Here is a 14,092-nt window from a genome sequence, read left to right as displayed (position 1 = left end):
GCATATCTGGAGGAAGAAACAACTATGAGATTACGCCATATCCGGGGTGCGGAAGCAGCCATTGAAGCCAGTCCCTTCGTGATACAGAAGCCGGCGCAGTGGAGCGGCAGGTTCCATGAGCTCTTTGGCAGTGACCATCCGATCCATATTGAAGTAGGGATGGGAAAAGGAAAATTCATCATGGAGCTGGCGGGAAAGCACCCTGAGATCAATTATATCGGCATTGAGCGCTATCCCAGCGTGCTGCTCCGGGCCCTTCAGAAACGGGAGGAGCTGGAGCTTGCCAACATCTGGTTCATGTGTGTGGATGCAAAGCTTCTGGCAGAGATCTTTGCGCCGGGAGAGGTGGAGCGGATCTATCTGAATTTTTCTGACCCGTGGCCCAAGGACCGCCACGCAAAGCGCCGCCTGACTTCTCCGGAGTTCATGAAGGTATATGACCAGATCCTCACAAATGACGGCACGGTGGAGTTCAAGACAGATAACCAGGGCCTCTTCACCTATTCCCTGGAATCCATACCGGAGGCGGGATGGAGGATAGACGCCTATACACGGGATCTGCACCACAGCGAGATGGCGGAGGGGAATGTGATGACGGAGTACGAAACCAAGTTTTCCGCCATGGGAAATCCCATCTGTAAGTTGATAGCCAGCCGTTAAACTGCATATACTGTAATGATGAAAGCATTGCGGTGAGGAAGTATGGACCTTAAAACAAAGATTACCCGCAGCCTGCGCAGCACCACCAGCGACAAAGAAGCGATGAACCGGCAGATTTTAAAATGGCACAAAGGATTAAAAGAGGTAGAGAAAGTGCTGAACCGGGGACGGGGCTCGGACAAGTGAGCGGGTATCCACCATTTAAGAAAAAGGAGATAACATATGGAAAAGAAATTTACAACCCAGAATTTTGACGCAGAGGTTCTTCAGTCTGACAAGACTGTCCTGGTGGACTTCTACGCGGATTGGTGCGGCCCGTGCAAGATGATGGCTCCGGTCGTGGAAGCCCTTGCGGTGGAGTTGGCGGATACAGCCGTGATCGGCAAGCTGAACGTAGACGAGAATGAAGAGATCGCCATGAAGTACGGCGTCATGAGCATCCCGACGTTGATCGTTTTCAAGAACGGCAAGGCAGTGAACAAGAAAGTTGGCGTGCAGTCCAAAGAAGCCATTGTATCCATGATCGAGAAGGCGTAAACGGAAACTTTAGCCTGACAGGATGAAAGCCTCTTGGTACTCTTTTAGCGCGTTGTGAAAAAGATATGCAAAAAATTTAAAAAAGAGGTTGACATTTTTCGCCGCGTGCGATAAAATAATGTTCGTGCCGCTGAGAAAGATCGGTTGGCACGAACAGAATACGCGCCTTTAGCTCAGTTGGTAGAGCAGTAGACTCTTAATCTATTTGTCCGGGGTTCGAGCCCCCGAAGGCGCACTTGGAAGTGCTGGTTTTGCAGACGGAGAGCTGCGGGGTCGGCGCTTTTTTTGTGTTGTAATACATTTTTATTTGTTGTATCTCAAAATCATGATATGACAAAGACGGCCGGGACGGATCCGGGCTATTAGTTAAAAAGAACACTGAAGATTGATATAATTTGAATGGGGAAACCCGAGCCGGGCGGCTTGCCCTCTTTTTTAGGAGGGCTCTTGACCCTCCAGAAGAAAGGAGGGCTCACAATGTATATTACATATGAGGCCTTGGTCCAAATGGGAATATTTGTTGTTGTCCTTGTAGGTCTCTGTTATGAGATTTTCGAGGGTAAAGGAAAATAGCCGCCATATCTCGCCCATATGACGGCCGTTTGTAACAAAACAGTCTGAGGGTGAGCCGCTTGGTCTCCCCTTCTGATTTCAATATAACATATTTTTTCGATTTTTCAACAAAAAACTCCTTTTAATCCATTTGCCCAGAGTTAGAGTCCCTGAAGGCGCAGTTAAAAAGTATCGATTTTACGAGGTTTCGTGGGGGCTTTTATTTTTGGAGAACCTCTGAGGACTCAAACATGTATTATTTGGTTAACATTGCGAAAATTGAAGTTGATAAATTCTCAAGCCCATTATCAGTTATCAGAGTAGTGCGAAACTGTTGATGGGTTTTTATCGGGTTCTTACGATGGTAGCAGTAGCGATGGCAGTCAACGTAACAACATAGTCAGAATGCAAGCCACAAACCCCCTTTTTATCTCAACTTTTCCTAAAAGTATGAAAGCCTGAAAGCGTCAATAGTCCCTTGGCTTTACTGCATGGTTTCTGCAAGGTCCATCTCATAACCCTTGCCAATTCCCCCCATATTCGCTAAACTAATCATAAGACAACACCACACGAGGAGGTATGGTATGGCGTTTATAATCTATGCAAGAATGAAGCGGGTCGGAAAACAGCGTCAGGCGGAGCTATCCCCTGTTCCCTTTGAGCTGGAAAGGCGGCCGGACACGGTGAGAGAGCTGCTTGTTTCGCTGGTGCAGCTTCTTGTCCTGGAATATAACGGGCGAAGGGAGGAAGGGCAGATCTTAAAGTGTCTGACAAAGGAGGAGATCGCCGGGCAGGCGGCTGCGGGGAAGGTCTCTTTTGGCGTTCATGGAGGAAATGAGGCGAAGCTGGAGGCGTCGGTGGAGAATGCGCTCCAGTGCTTTGAGGACGGAATCTACCGGGTGTTTGCCGGGGAGAAGGAGCTGACTGGGCTGGATCAGAGGATTCCGTGGGCGGATGAGGACGGAAAAGACGGATGGGTGTTCACATTTATCAGGCTCACCATGTTGGCGGGCTTGTAGGAGGGATTGGATGGCGGATTATACTTATGAGACAAGAAGGAAGATGACAGAGGACTGCATTGCCGGGGTAAAAGCCAGGGCGGTGCATTTATCATCCATGGAGACGCACTTGTTGTCTGCGGCAATTCATGATTCTCTTCCGCGGCAGCCATATGAATGGATGACGGGGCTGTTCGACGGCAGGGAGGACAGGAGCTTAAGCGACATATACAGAAATGAGCTTTCCGGATTGACAGAGACGTGTGTCCCGCAAGAGAAGACGGATGAATTTTACTATGCTCTGGATCAGATGAATCAGTTTCAGATGACGGCGGGATGGTATCGGCGCAGTGTGCGGGGGAAAAGCTACCGTCCCTTTGTCAGTCAGAGCCTGCAGCTTCTGTGGGCATATGCAAAGCTGGAATTTTATGGGGGAGATCTGGCGGATCTTTTGACCGGGAATGTAGATCCTGAGATTTATGACCATGCCAGGATCGAACGGTTTCATTATGGGGGGATCCTGGCGGCACAGATCGACCGGGATGACCGTAAGACGATCCAGGCGGTAAAGGATATTCTGCTGGGGGAGGGCAATACCCTGATGCTCAGCTATGAGCTGATCCGCGGGATGGTCATGAGCAAAAGCCGGGAAATGTATGAGCTGCTGGGGCGGTTTTTGCTGGCTGCCCGTCTGCAGGAAGGGGCAAGGCAGGCGGTGTGCGAAACCATGGATGCAGGCCGTCCTGAGGCGTTTCTGCACCTGTTTGGCGTGATTGAGGAAAATGGGCTAATACGGTATTCCGCCGTCCGGCGGGCGGTGAGTACCTGGATCGGGATATTTGATGAGAAAAGCATGGAGAGGATCACGGAAAAACTCCTGCGCCTGATGGGACAGTGTCTGCGCGACGAGGACTTCTGCCGGGAGCAGATCGCATCCAATGATTCCATTGCCATCAGCTGCGGTCTCTGGGCAAAAGGCTTTTATGATGCAGAGAAGGGGATCGAAGCAGTGCTGGAGCTGATCCGAAACGGTACGAAGAACCAGAAGATGACGGCGTCTTATTTTAACAGATCCCTTCAATATAGTCCGTTAAAGCGGAAAGCGGCAAAAGAAGCTATAATGAGCTGTCCGGAGGATCTGGAGCTGATGGCCTGCTTTCTTCCATGCTTTATGGATGACGGATATGAGTGCTTATCAGAACTGATCGGAACGGGAGGCTGGGAGACCTTCGACGAGCTTCGGAGGGGAAAAGCCAGGAAGCCTGGACTGCTGCCTGTGACGCGGGTGTTTGAGGATGAAGCGGAGGCCAGGAAAGTGTATGGCCTGTTTAAAGATACCTTAAACAGGATCCCCAGGAAAGGTCTGGACCTAAATCCCTGTATTTTCCTATGGTACCGGGTGACCATGACGCCTTCCGATATTGCCCTGAGGATGTGTGTGATCGCGTGGATGCTTCAGGATGAGGAATATCTGGATGAGGCGGCCCGGCTGATCCCGCTGCTGGGACAGGGAAGTCTGTATGGATCCATCCGTGCGCTGGCAGCCAGAGTGCTTTTGTACCGCCCCACCACAGCTGTCCGGAAAAAGGCGCTGTTTGAACTGCTCCACAACGCGGAGGAAGCCACGGAGAAATCTGCGTATATCCTGGCAGATGATATGGAGCTTACAGTGGAGGATTATCTTGAAATCGAGAAAAATCTGAAATACAAAAAGGGCAGGGCGGGTGTGCTGGCGCTTTTGAGGAAGCAGAAGCCGGAGGCGGTCCGGGGATCGATGAAACGCCTTCTGGAAACGGATTCAGAGGAATGCCGTATGGGAGCGTTGGATCTGGCCTTGTGGGTGAAGAAGGAACACCCGGAGACATTTGCAGCCGTGAGAGATCTCCTTCGGACGGTTTCAGAACCGACTGGGCGGGAGCAGGTGCTGCTTGAGGAGCTTCTGGGGACCAGGAGCGAGGCGCAGGACATTGTCAATACGCCGGGGTATGGGCTTTACATACCGGGAACGGCATGGAAGCTGCCTCCTGTGAATGTGGATGAGACGCAGGCGGAGAAGCTGTTTACCTGTGGGGATGACGCCTGTATTCACGCTTTAAAGTGTTTGGACAGTCTGATCGAAGAGAATAAAGAGCGGGAGTACCAGGACGCATGGGGGGAAGAACAGATCCTTGGCACGCGGCTGAACAACAGCTGCTGGACGCATGGAGACCCGGAGGCAGAACCGTTGGATGGCCTGCCGTTTAAGGATTTATGGATGGACTTTTACCGGCGGGAGATCAAAACGCCGGAAATGATGCTGGAGCTGTACCTTTTCCAGAGCTGCCGAAGACAGCGGACGTACTATGAGAAGAATATCAGCCTGTACAAAAAGGTTTTTGGAAGCGGGATATTCAAAAAGCCGCCGTTTAAAAATCTGGTTCATGGATATCGGTTTGGGCAGCAGGCCCAAATGGTGATCGAAACGCTGTTTGCCCAGTATGTGCCTGCAGATATGAAAGCGCACTGGGGGCTTGTGGGAACGGCAAAGCTGCTCTCTGTCCTGGATCCGTCCAATGCGTTTTTTGAATATGAAGAAACAAACTGGGATGGAAGGAAGGTGCCGTGTACGAAGCGGGCCGCGGAGTTTCCAGTGTTTGGGGAAATGCGCGGGTGGCTGGGCCTGGTGAGCGACAGCGACTGGGGGAGTTCTTTTACACTCCGCTTTAGGCTTCAGGAACTTTATGAGAAATGGAAAGACAGGGAGAAAATCGTCCGGTATGGCTGCCAGAGGAGCGGATATCTGCAGTTGTCGGATTTTGTCCAGTGCCATCTAAGGGGCGTGTGGGACAAAAACCAGTTCTATCAGGCCGTTTTTACTTTCCTGGATTTAAAAAGCCTTGTGGGACCTGTCAGTACGGTGGAACAGCACGGGGCGGTATCTTCCAGGGATGCCCGGGTAGGGGATCTGAATGCATTTTTTGGATGGAATGTGATCCAGCTTGTGGACGGAAAATATTTTTTTGACCGGATCGGAGACGAGGTACCGGCGATGAGGCTGGCCCATGAACTGTACCGGGAAGTGATCCCGATGGTTCTGAAGGTGGAGCTTAAGAGAGGGGAGCAGGCGACTCCGTTTTCGGAGGTGATCTCCTCGATCTACGTGATCTATGGGATTGATGTGATGATCCAGATCCTGACGGCCCTGGGGAAAGAGACGCTGAAACGGAGCGAGAGTTATTATTATTCCAGCGGCACGGACCGGAAGACGGTCCTCAGCCATCTGCTCAGGGTATGCCGTCCGGGACCGGGGGAAACGGCAGAGGATTTAAAAAGGGCCTTAAAGGGGACCGATATTACGAAAAAACGGCTGGTGGAGCTTGCCATGTATGTTCCGCAGTGGATTCCTCTGCTGGAGGAATACCTGGGGATGCCCGGATTCCAGAGCGGTTGTTACTATTTTATGGCCCATACGGGGGAACGGCTGGATGATTTCATGACCTCCATGATTGCGAAATTCACGCCGCTCACACCAGAAGAGCTGCGGGACGGGGCTTTTGATATCCAGTGGTTTTTTGAGGCATATGAAAAGCTGGGAGAAAAAGATTTCCGCCTTCTGTATGATGCAGCAAAATATTCCGCAACGGGCGCCGCTCACGCGCGGGCGAGGAAATACGCCGATGCCGCCCTTGGGAACGTAAAAAAAGAAGCCATAAAAACCGAGATAGAGGAAAAACGGAACAAGGACCTGCTGATGAGTATCGGGCTGCTGCCTCTTGGCGCTGGGCAGGAACGGGAGGCAGATCTGCTTGACCGCTATCAGTTTATCCAGAAGTTTTTAAAGGAAAGTAAAAATTTTGGCGCTCAGCGCCGTGCCAGTGAAAGCCGTGCTGCCGCTATTGCCCTTCAGAATCTCAGCGTTAACGCGGGATTTACGGATGTGACGAGGCTGACGCTCAGGATGGAGAACCGGCTGGTTGGAACCATGGAGGATTATTTTGAGTGGAAGCCTCTTGATGAGTTGGAGCTTAAGATCTCTGTGAATGAAGCCGGACAGAGCAGCCTTCAGTGCCGGAAGGCCGGGAAAACCTTAAAATCCGTACCTGCTAAATATAAAAAGCATGAGACGGTCTTAAAATACCAGGAGATCCATAAAAAACTGAAGGAGCAGTACCGGCGCACCAGACAGATGATGGAACAGGCGATGGAAGACAGAACGGCATTTGCCGTATGGGAGCTGAGGGAGCTGGCGGCTAATTCGGTAGTCCGCCCGATCGTGGAGCCGTTGGTGGTGATGGAGGCGGCGTCAGATACTGGCTGTGCCTGTATGGATGAAGGGGAGAAAGCAGCAGCTTCCCCGGATGGGATTTTTGACGGAAAAGGGTCTTATGGACTGGTCCGGGAATATAACGTCTGTGGAGCCGGATATGCAGGTGCTTATTGCCCATCCGTCTGACTTGTTAAAAGACGGACATTGGCATGAATACCAGAAGCTTTTGTTTGAGAAAAAGCTCCGCCAGCCGTTTAAACAGGTATTTCGCGAGCTTTATGTAAAGCTTGAGGAGGAACTGGACAAAGAGGATTCCAGGATGTTCTCCGGCAATCAGATTCAGCCGCAGAAGACCGTGGGAGCGCTGAGAGGGCGCCGATGGGTTGCGGATTATGAGGACGGGCTTCAGAAGATTTATTATAAGGAGAATATCGTAGCGAGGATATATGCCATGGCAGACTGGTTCTCGCCAAGCGATATTGAAGCGCCCACCCTGGAGTGGGTGGTGTTCTCCGACAGAAAGACGTTCAGGCCGCTGAAGATCAGGGAGATCCCGGATGTGCTTTACAGCGAGGTCATGAGAGATGTGGATCTGGCAGTCAGCGTCGCCCATGCGGGCGGGGTGGACCCGGAGACCAGCCATTCTACAGTGGAAATGCGCAGGGCTATTGTTGCGTGCAATCTGGAGCTGTTTAAGATTAAGAATGTCCGCCTGGAGGGCAGCCATGCTGTGATCGACGGGAAGCTGGGGCAGTATACGGTGCATCTGGGGAGCGGTGTGGTCCATCAGATGGGAAATGCAATGCTTTTTGTGGTTCCGGTACATTCTCAGCACCGGGGCCGGATCTTCCTGCCGTTTGTGGATGAGGACCCAAAGACGGCGGAGATTTTGTCAAAGATTTTATTGTTTGCGGAGGATACGAAGATTAAGGATCCGGGGATACTGCGGCAGATGGTGGTGAGGGGATAAGAAACCTCCAGACCAGTGAAAAAAGTTTCTGTGTCTTTCTGTCTGCGAACGGAAGACACTTAGAAATCTTTTTTCACTGGTCTGGAGGTTTCTTATCCCCGCTGAGGGTACTGGCGGGTGGGGATGGGGCCGGGCGGGAACGGCTATTTTTTTACCCTGGGTTTGGGGGCGGGTAATTCGTTGTAGGTGGCTTTGATGAATTGTGTCATGAGTTGTTTGTCGTCCATGTTGTCGATTATGATGTGGGGTTTGGCTCCGGTGTAGGGCGGGGCTTCTTCGTGGCCGGGGCAGAGAGCGGCGCCGGCTTCGGTTTTTTTGACAAAAAACTGGTTGTCACAGATCACGCCGATGATCTTGTTGTTGCAATAGATGCCGTATTCTCCGAACATTTTTTTGTAGGTGATCGTTCCGGCGCCGTTTATCTGGTCGCAGACGTAGGTTACAAAATCTGTACTTGATGCCAATGGAGGTACCTGCCTTTCTTTATGTTGTTGAAGGGTTCTTTAAAATAATGGTTTGCCGTCTGAGATATTGATGCCCAGCTCTTTTGCCAGGCTGGTTTGCTTGTAGGGGTTGATTTTTTCCAGGACGCCGTTGTGCCGGAACAGGGAGCCGGTGTTTTTGAACCAGAAGGTTTTGCCGGCCCTCAGGCATTGTTCGCGGATGTTTAAGACCCACTCGTAGCTGCACTCGCGGGCTGCGCGGCTGGTTTCGCCGCCGACGGTGACGTGGTCGACTCCATGGAGGTATGGCGTCAGGTCGATTGCTTCCAGGAGAGGCGCGCAGGCGATGAAGCGGCGTTTGATCGGGTAGGATAAAAACAGCGGGAGGCGGTAGTCGGCTAAGGCCTGGGTTTCAACGGTGCAGCCGATGTTTACGTTGTCATAGCCTTCGCCCCAGTCCGGGGGGAGTGATACGGGGAAACGGTCGATCCGTTTTGTCAGGATCAGAAAATCAATATCGGTTCTTTCATGGATCATAGCCCAGGCCTCGCTTCGCCATTCGTCTGCTTCGGGCAGGAAAAAATCGGTGGCGAAGCAGGTGGCGAGGATCTTGTTTCCTTTGATGTTGTATTCGCCTTTTTTGTTTCGCCGGATCGGCCAGTCGAATTTGTCTGTTTTCTGAATGGTATTCTGACCATAGCGCTTGGCGTAGGGGCCGTAGAAATAACAGTTTGTGCAGCCGTCGCTTATCTTGTAGCAGCCGGTCCATGGTTCCCAGTTCATAGGTGTATTCTCTCTTTCTTTTCTCGCATGTTTCCATGGTGTTTTTATGAAGGATTATACAGGATATTTTTGATTTATTATAGTAAAAATCCGACAGGTTTATAAGGTGTTTTTAAAATAGGGATTTGTGGTGGTGGGGTACGGTTAATAGAGATTTTAGGAAGCAGGAGAAAAAATCGGGAAAAGTTCAAGGAAAATGAAAAAAATGCTTGTCAAAATAGATGGGATGTGATACTATGCGGTTAACAGCTTAATATATTAAGCTAGTAAGTGAAGCAAGTACATAAAAAAGGGGGATGAGGCATTTCGCAGAATCACTGAAAGAATGCAGTGAAACGTGGTGGACTTGTGAGATTTCCGATTGAATGGAGAGGGGAAAACTGATATGATAACAACAGATTATTATATTAACCAATTAAGAAGTCAAAAAGGAGAGGTTCGCATGTCTATTCCAAAATACCAGCAGATAAAACAAAGCTTACTCTATGAGATCAACAACGGCAAGTTCCAGCCGGGAGACAAGTTTTACAGTGAGGCGGATTTAAAGAAAAAGTATAATGTGAGCGGGATCACCGCGATCAAGGCACTGCAGTGTCTGACCAATGAGGGCTATCTGGTCAGGTATCAGGGGAAGGGCACTTATGTGTCCAAGGCAAGAAGAGGCAAGATTGTCAAGTTTTCCGACATTGAGAAGTATAAGGATGCCGTAGAGCGGACGGAAGTGCTTGACATACGCAGGATGAAGGATCCAGCTATAGCGGCGCAGTTGAATCTGGGGTCGGATGAGGAGTTTTATCATATTAAACGTCTGCGTCTGGTGGATGATAAGCCCATCATTATCCAGAACAGCTATGTCATCCGGGAATTCATAAAAGAGGAAGATGTAGCTGACAAGGAGAAATTCTCATCGATCTATGGAAAGATCCGGGAGGATTTCGGGATCGATCTGTATCAGGCAGATTCAAAGGAGATCACGGAGATCGTATATCCGGCTCCGGAGGAGGAGGGGGCGCTCCTGGGACTGAACGATCAGGAACCCAGCGCATTTACCCGGCGCTACACCTATCTGTTTGACGGAAGGACCATTGAGTATATTGAAGGTTACAAGAGATGGGATTATTTCAGTATCGAGATCGAGCCGATCTAATCCCGAAGAATTGGGGCGGACCCGTGCCTGGAGGCTTGGCGGGCGGCGCCGCAGGTTTAGATGGAGGTTAATTATGGAGCTTTTGCTGGTATCCCACAGAGGGATTGCAACAGGGATGAAGTCGGCGGTCAGCATGGTCATGGGTGCGCTGGCAGACCAGATCACAACGATGGAGCTGACAGAGGATGAAGGGATTGAGCAGTTTGCGGCGCGCCTGGAGGAATATATCTGTTCCTGGCTGACGGAAGGGAAGAAGGGCCTTATATTCGCGGATTTAAGAGGCGGTACTCCCTATAACCGGGCAGAGATGATCCTGGGCAAGCACGGACTGAAGGACCGGGCCAAGGTGCTGAGCGGTATGAATCTGCCGATGGTGGTGGATGCGGTGTTAAGGGATATGGATGTGTGCAGCCTGGATGAGATCGCGGCGCTGGTGCAGGCGGCGCGGGACGGTGTTGCGTGCCTGGATCTGGAAACCCAGGCGGCAGATTCAGATGATGAGTGATAAGAGGAGGAGCAGACAATGACAATTCAGTGGTGGCAGATCCTGCTGTTGACGGTATACGCGGGATTTGCATTTTATGACGGAAACAATACAACCTTTGGTATGGTAAAGCCGACCATGGCAGGATTTTTTGCAGGCCTGGTACTGGGCGACATCCAGACGGGCCTGGTGGTGGGCGGTACGCTGAACCTCCTGGTGCTGGGTATCGGTAACTTTGGCGGGGCGTCGATCCCGGACTATATGACGGGCGCGCTGCTGGGAACGGCATTTGCGATCCAGAGCGGGCAGGGCGCGGAGTTCGGCGTGACGCTGGCGATCCCGATCGGCCTTTTGATGATCCAGCTGGATATTCTGGCAAGATTTTCCAATACCTTCTTCCAGCACCGTGCAGAGCGCAAGGTAGAGGAAGGCAACTTAGAGGGCGCAGCGACCATGAACCTGCTGGGCCTGATCCCTCAGTCCCTTTCCCGTATGCTGCCGGTATTTTTAGCGCTGGTATTTGGTTCTGAGTTTGTAAACTTGGTGGTAAACAACCTGCCGATGTGGCTGATGAACGGACTGAAGACCGCGGGCGGCATCCTTCCGTCTCTTGGTATTGCGATCCTGCTCCGGTATCTGCCGGTCAGCAAGAATATAAGTTATCTGATCGCGGGATTTGTTATGGCGGCATATTTGAATGTGCCGGTGCTGGGAGCGGCGCTTGTAGGTCTGGCTTTTGCGATCTACAGTTTCCAGAACGACAGGGATGATGTGGTGCAGGCTGCGCCGGCTGCAGGAGATGCAGGAACAATTGCAGGAGGTGAGATGGGCGATGAGTAAAGTGCAGAGTGGTCTCTCGAAGGAGAGCAAAAGCGTATTCTGGAGATGGTATTTCCTGGGCGGCGCAGGCTGGAACTATGAGAAAATGCAGGGCCTTGGCTATTATTTCAGTATGCTTCCGATGATCAAGAAACAGAAGGACGAGGAGGACCGGAAAAAGCTGGCAAAGACCGAGCTTCAGTTCTTCAACACCAACAACACCATGGCCCCGATCATCATGGGCGTGGACTGCGCCTTACAGGATGAGACCGGCGCGGATGCGGTGGATACGATCGCTGCGCTGAAGACCGGTATGATGGGACCGCTGGCCGGTATCGGCGATACGCTGTTCCATGTGATCCCCTCAACGATCATCGGTTCCATCGCCTCCTATATGGCGCTGGAGGGCAGCCCGATGGCCCTGATCCTGTGGATCTTCTTCGGCCTGCTGCGCCTGTTCTGCATGAAGAACTTTTTTGCAATGGGTTATAAGGAGGGCGCCAAGATCGTAGGCGAGATCGGAAACCGTTTAAAGAAGATCACCAAAGCGGCCAATATCCTTGGTATCACGGTGATCGGCGCGCTGATCCCGTCGGTGGTCAATGCAAAGTTCGCTTACCAGTACAACTGGGGCGAGGTCAGCATCACCGTCCAGGAGCTTGCCGACAAGATCATGCCGTCCCTGGCCCCGACTCTGGTCGTATTCTTTGCATACTGGATGCTGGGAAGAAAGAAAATGAACTCTACAAGGGTTACGTTACTGTTGGTGGTAGTAGGCATCCTTGCTTACAACTTAAAGATTTTCGCATAAGGAGGAACAGAGATGAAAGGATTTGTACACATTCGTATTGACGACCGTTTGATCCATGGGCAGGTGGCTACACGCTGGTCTACCGGCCTGAAAGTAAACCGCATCATGGTGATCGACGATGCGGTTGCAGCAAATGACGCGGAAAAGGCCATCGTGCGCATGGCGGCTCCGGCAGGCATCAATACATCCATTCTGCCTTTTGAGAAGGCGGTTGCAAATATCCAGAACGGCAATTATGACGGACAGCGCGTGATGCTGATCGTGAAATCCCCGGTGACTCTGGTGCGCATGATGGATGCCGGCGTTGCGCTCCTTCCGGTCAATATCGGAAATATGTCCAACCGCCCGGGAACGACCCAGTACAAGAAATCGGTCAGCATGACTCCTGAGGAGCGGGCCGCGGTAGACAAGCTGCTGGCTGCCGGGATCAAGGTGACGGCGCAGATGGTTCCGGATGACCCGGCTGTGGGGATCGAGACATTTTTCTAAAGAAGGTTATCAACCAGCATGAGGGAACGGTTATGAATGCAGAAACAAGGAATTGGATGAATGGGGAGTTAGACCGGATCTGCTGCGTTTTAAAGCGGAACATGGAACGCTACGGCACGGATTTCCCGTCTGCGTGTGCGACAGGCGGGAAGTACCGGATCAAGAAAAATGACGACTGGACCAACGGCTTCTGGACGGGGATGCTCTGGATGGCTTACCTGCACACAAAGGATATGGCTTTTTATGATCTGGCAATGGAAAACGTGAAAAGCTTTGAGGAGCGGCTGGACGCGCATTTTGTGCTGGATCACCATGATATCGGATTTCTCTACAGCCCTTCCGTGGAAGCGGCGTGGAGGCTGACCGGGGATGAGCATCTAAAGGATCTGGTGGTGCGCGCGGCGGATGTGCTGGCGGACCGTTTTCAGGAAAACGGCGGGTTTATCCAGGCATGGGGAAAGAAGGGCGAGGAGAAGGAATACCGCCTGATCATCGACTCCCTTTTGAACCTGCCGCTCCTCTACACGGCGTCTGAGATCACCGGGGAGGAAAGATACCGGGAGATTGCAGAGCGGCATTACGACAATGTGATCCACTGCATCGTCCGGGAGGACGGCTCCACCTATCATACCTATTATTTTGACAAGGAGACGGGGGCGCCGGATCACGGCGCTACCCATCAGGGCTTCAGCGACAATTCCTGCTGGGCGAGAGGGCAGGCGTGGGCGATCTACGGGATGCCGCTCCACGCGCGGATGACGGGACGGACCTTTACCGCGGAGGAGGACGAGATCTACGGCAGGGTACTGCGGTATTTTGAGGAACATCTGCCGGGGGATGGGATGCCTTACTGGGATCTGATCTTTTCGGATGGCTCCGGCCAGCCCAGAGACAGTTCTGCGCTGGCGGTTGCAGCCTGCGGGATGCTGGAGACGGGGAACTTAGCGCGCGCGGAGGAGATGATCACGGTCTGCAAGAGCTTTGCTTCCTCGGAAGCGGAACCGGACAGCGAAGGCCTGCTGCTCCACGGCGTATATTCCTATGCGGAGGGGAAGGGCGTGGATGAGCCGAACCTTTGGGGGGATTATTTTTATATGGAAGCGCTGATGCGGCTTCTGGACCGGGACTGGATCCCGTTTTTGTAACAGGAGAG

The 14,092-nt window shown here is 51.9% G+C and carries 14 protein-coding genes and 1 tRNA gene; 13 read left to right on the top strand and 2 right to left on the bottom strand.

The window, feature by feature from the left end; genetic code table 11:
• Window positions 1–24 precede the first annotated feature (24 nt).
• From trmB to AB1I67_RS03570, 7 genes are all read left to right on the top strand, one after another.
• Window positions 25–660, top strand: coding sequence for a tRNA (guanosine(46)-N7)-methyltransferase TrmB (trmB, locus tag AB1I67_RS03600; RefSeq protein WP_367028450.1), 636 nt, complete (start codon window positions 25–27; stop codon window positions 658–660).
• 42 nt (window positions 661–702) lie between these two features.
• Window positions 703–846: a hypothetical protein gene (locus AB1I67_RS03595; RefSeq protein WP_367028449.1), complete on the top strand. Its 144-nt coding sequence runs from the start codon at window positions 703–705 to the stop codon at window positions 844–846.
• Between the two features lie 36 nt (window positions 847–882).
• A complete protein-coding gene (gene trxA, locus AB1I67_RS03590) occupies window positions 883–1,197 on the top strand; it encodes a thioredoxin (RefSeq protein WP_367028447.1) in 315 nt (104 codons plus the stop codon).
• A 162-nt stretch (window positions 1,198–1,359) separates the two neighbouring features.
• Window positions 1,360–1,432 (top strand) — tRNA-Lys (locus tag AB1I67_RS03585).
• 901 nt (window positions 1,433–2,333) lie between these two features.
• A complete protein-coding gene (locus tag AB1I67_RS03580) occupies window positions 2,334–2,768 on the top strand; it encodes a hypothetical protein (protein WP_367028446.1) in 435 nt (144 codons plus the stop codon).
• Between the two features lie 10 nt (window positions 2,769–2,778).
• Window positions 2,779–7,179: a DUF5724 domain-containing protein gene (locus tag AB1I67_RS03575; RefSeq protein ID WP_367028445.1), complete on the top strand. Its 4,401-nt coding sequence runs from the start codon at window positions 2,779–2,781 to the stop codon at window positions 7,177–7,179.
• Window positions 7,085–7,963, top strand: a complete 879-nt coding sequence (locus AB1I67_RS03570) for a DUF4132 domain-containing protein (RefSeq protein ID WP_367028444.1) — start codon at window positions 7,085–7,087, stop codon at window positions 7,961–7,963. The genes AB1I67_RS03575 and AB1I67_RS03570 overlap by 95 nt, the downstream gene beginning before the upstream one ends.
• A 143-nt stretch (window positions 7,964–8,106) precedes the next feature.
• Here the strand turns inward: AB1I67_RS03570 and AB1I67_RS03565 are convergent, their stop codons facing one another.
• Both AB1I67_RS03565 and AB1I67_RS03560 read right to left on the bottom strand, forming a co-directional pair.
• Window positions 8,107–8,427 (bottom strand): TfoX/Sxy family protein, encoded by a 321-nt coding sequence (locus AB1I67_RS03565; RefSeq protein ID WP_367028443.1) that lies wholly within the window; start codon window positions 8,425–8,427, stop codon window positions 8,107–8,109.
• A gap of 39 nt (window positions 8,428–8,466) precedes the next feature.
• Window positions 8,467–9,189 carry a DUF5131 family protein gene (locus AB1I67_RS03560; RefSeq protein WP_367028442.1) on the bottom strand — a complete coding sequence of 241 codons (723 nt, stop codon included), beginning with the start codon at window positions 9,187–9,189 and terminating at the stop codon, window positions 8,467–8,469.
• A 442-nt stretch (window positions 9,190–9,631) separates the two neighbouring features.
• Here AB1I67_RS03560 and AB1I67_RS03555 point away from each other — a divergent pair, with 442 nt between their 5' ends.
• The 6 genes from AB1I67_RS03555 to AB1I67_RS03530 all read left to right on the top strand — a co-directional run bounded on the left by AB1I67_RS03555 (window position 9,632) and on the right by AB1I67_RS03530 (window position 14,084).
• Window positions 9,632–10,336 (top strand): GntR family transcriptional regulator, encoded by a 705-nt coding sequence (locus AB1I67_RS03555; RefSeq protein ID WP_367028441.1) that lies wholly within the window; start codon window positions 9,632–9,634, stop codon window positions 10,334–10,336.
• Window positions 10,337–10,409: 73 nt separating this feature from the next.
• Entirely contained in the window at window positions 10,410–10,841 is a 432-nt protein-coding gene (locus AB1I67_RS03550; protein WP_367028440.1) for a PTS sugar transporter subunit IIA, read from the top strand.
• 18 nt (window positions 10,842–10,859) lie between these two features.
• Window positions 10,860–11,660, top strand: a complete 801-nt coding sequence (locus AB1I67_RS03545) for a PTS sugar transporter subunit IIC (protein ID WP_367028439.1) — start codon at window positions 10,860–10,862, stop codon at window positions 11,658–11,660.
• A complete protein-coding gene (locus tag AB1I67_RS03540) occupies window positions 11,653–12,450 on the top strand; it encodes a PTS system mannose/fructose/sorbose family transporter subunit IID (RefSeq protein WP_367028438.1) in 798 nt (265 codons plus the stop codon). Before AB1I67_RS03545 ends, AB1I67_RS03540 begins: the two co-directional genes overlap by 8 nt.
• 12 nt (window positions 12,451–12,462) lie before the next feature.
• Entirely contained in the window at window positions 12,463–12,939 is a 477-nt protein-coding gene (locus AB1I67_RS03535) for a PTS sugar transporter subunit IIB (RefSeq protein WP_367028437.1), read from the top strand.
• Window positions 12,940–12,971: 32 nt separating this feature from the next.
• Complete coding sequence (locus AB1I67_RS03530; RefSeq protein ID WP_367028436.1) at window positions 12,972–14,084, top strand: glycoside hydrolase family 88 protein; 1,113 nt, start codon at window positions 12,972–12,974, stop codon at window positions 14,082–14,084.
• Window positions 14,085–14,092 lie beyond the last annotated feature (8 nt).

Origin of the sequence: Clostridium sp. AN503 (assembly GCF_040719375.1) — a bacterium.
Taxonomy (GTDB): domain Bacteria; phylum Bacillota; class Clostridia; order Lachnospirales; family Lachnospiraceae; genus Brotaphodocola.
The sequence above is the reverse complement of the archived record's forward strand: the minus strand, read 5'-3'. Positions and strand labels throughout refer to the sequence as shown.

Excerpts from the sequence above, each read along its gene's own strand:
- trmB (WP_367028450.1), top strand. The coding sequence starts at position 25 with ATGAGATTACGCCATATCCGGGGTGCGGAAGCAGCCATTGAAGCCAGT.
- AB1I67_RS03595 (WP_367028449.1), top strand. The coding sequence starts at position 703 with ATGGACCTTAAAACAAAGATTACCCGCAGCCTGCGCAGCACCACCAGC.
- trxA (WP_367028447.1), top strand. The coding sequence starts at position 883 with ATGGAAAAGAAATTTACAACCCAGAATTTTGACGCAGAGGTTCTTCAG.
- AB1I67_RS03580 (WP_367028446.1), top strand. The coding sequence starts at position 2,334 with ATGGCGTTTATAATCTATGCAAGAATGAAGCGGGTCGGAAAACAGCGT.
- AB1I67_RS03575 (WP_367028445.1), top strand. The coding sequence starts at position 2,779 with ATGGCGGATTATACTTATGAGACAAGAAGGAAGATGACAGAGGACTGC.
- AB1I67_RS03570 (WP_367028444.1), top strand. The coding sequence starts at position 7,085 with ATGGGATTTTTGACGGAAAAGGGTCTTATGGACTGGTCCGGGAATATA.
- AB1I67_RS03560 (WP_367028442.1), bottom strand. The coding sequence starts at position 9,189 with ATGAACTGGGAACCATGGACCGGCTGCTACAAGATAAGCGACGGCTGC.
- AB1I67_RS03555 (WP_367028441.1), top strand. The coding sequence starts at position 9,632 with ATGTCTATTCCAAAATACCAGCAGATAAAACAAAGCTTACTCTATGAG.
- AB1I67_RS03550 (WP_367028440.1), top strand. The coding sequence starts at position 10,410 with ATGGAGCTTTTGCTGGTATCCCACAGAGGGATTGCAACAGGGATGAAG.
- AB1I67_RS03545 (WP_367028439.1), top strand. The coding sequence starts at position 10,860 with ATGACAATTCAGTGGTGGCAGATCCTGCTGTTGACGGTATACGCGGGA.
- AB1I67_RS03540 (WP_367028438.1), top strand. The coding sequence starts at position 11,653 with ATGAGTAAAGTGCAGAGTGGTCTCTCGAAGGAGAGCAAAAGCGTATTC.
- AB1I67_RS03535 (WP_367028437.1), top strand. The coding sequence starts at position 12,463 with ATGAAAGGATTTGTACACATTCGTATTGACGACCGTTTGATCCATGGG.
- AB1I67_RS03530 (WP_367028436.1), top strand. The coding sequence starts at position 12,972 with ATGAATGCAGAAACAAGGAATTGGATGAATGGGGAGTTAGACCGGATC.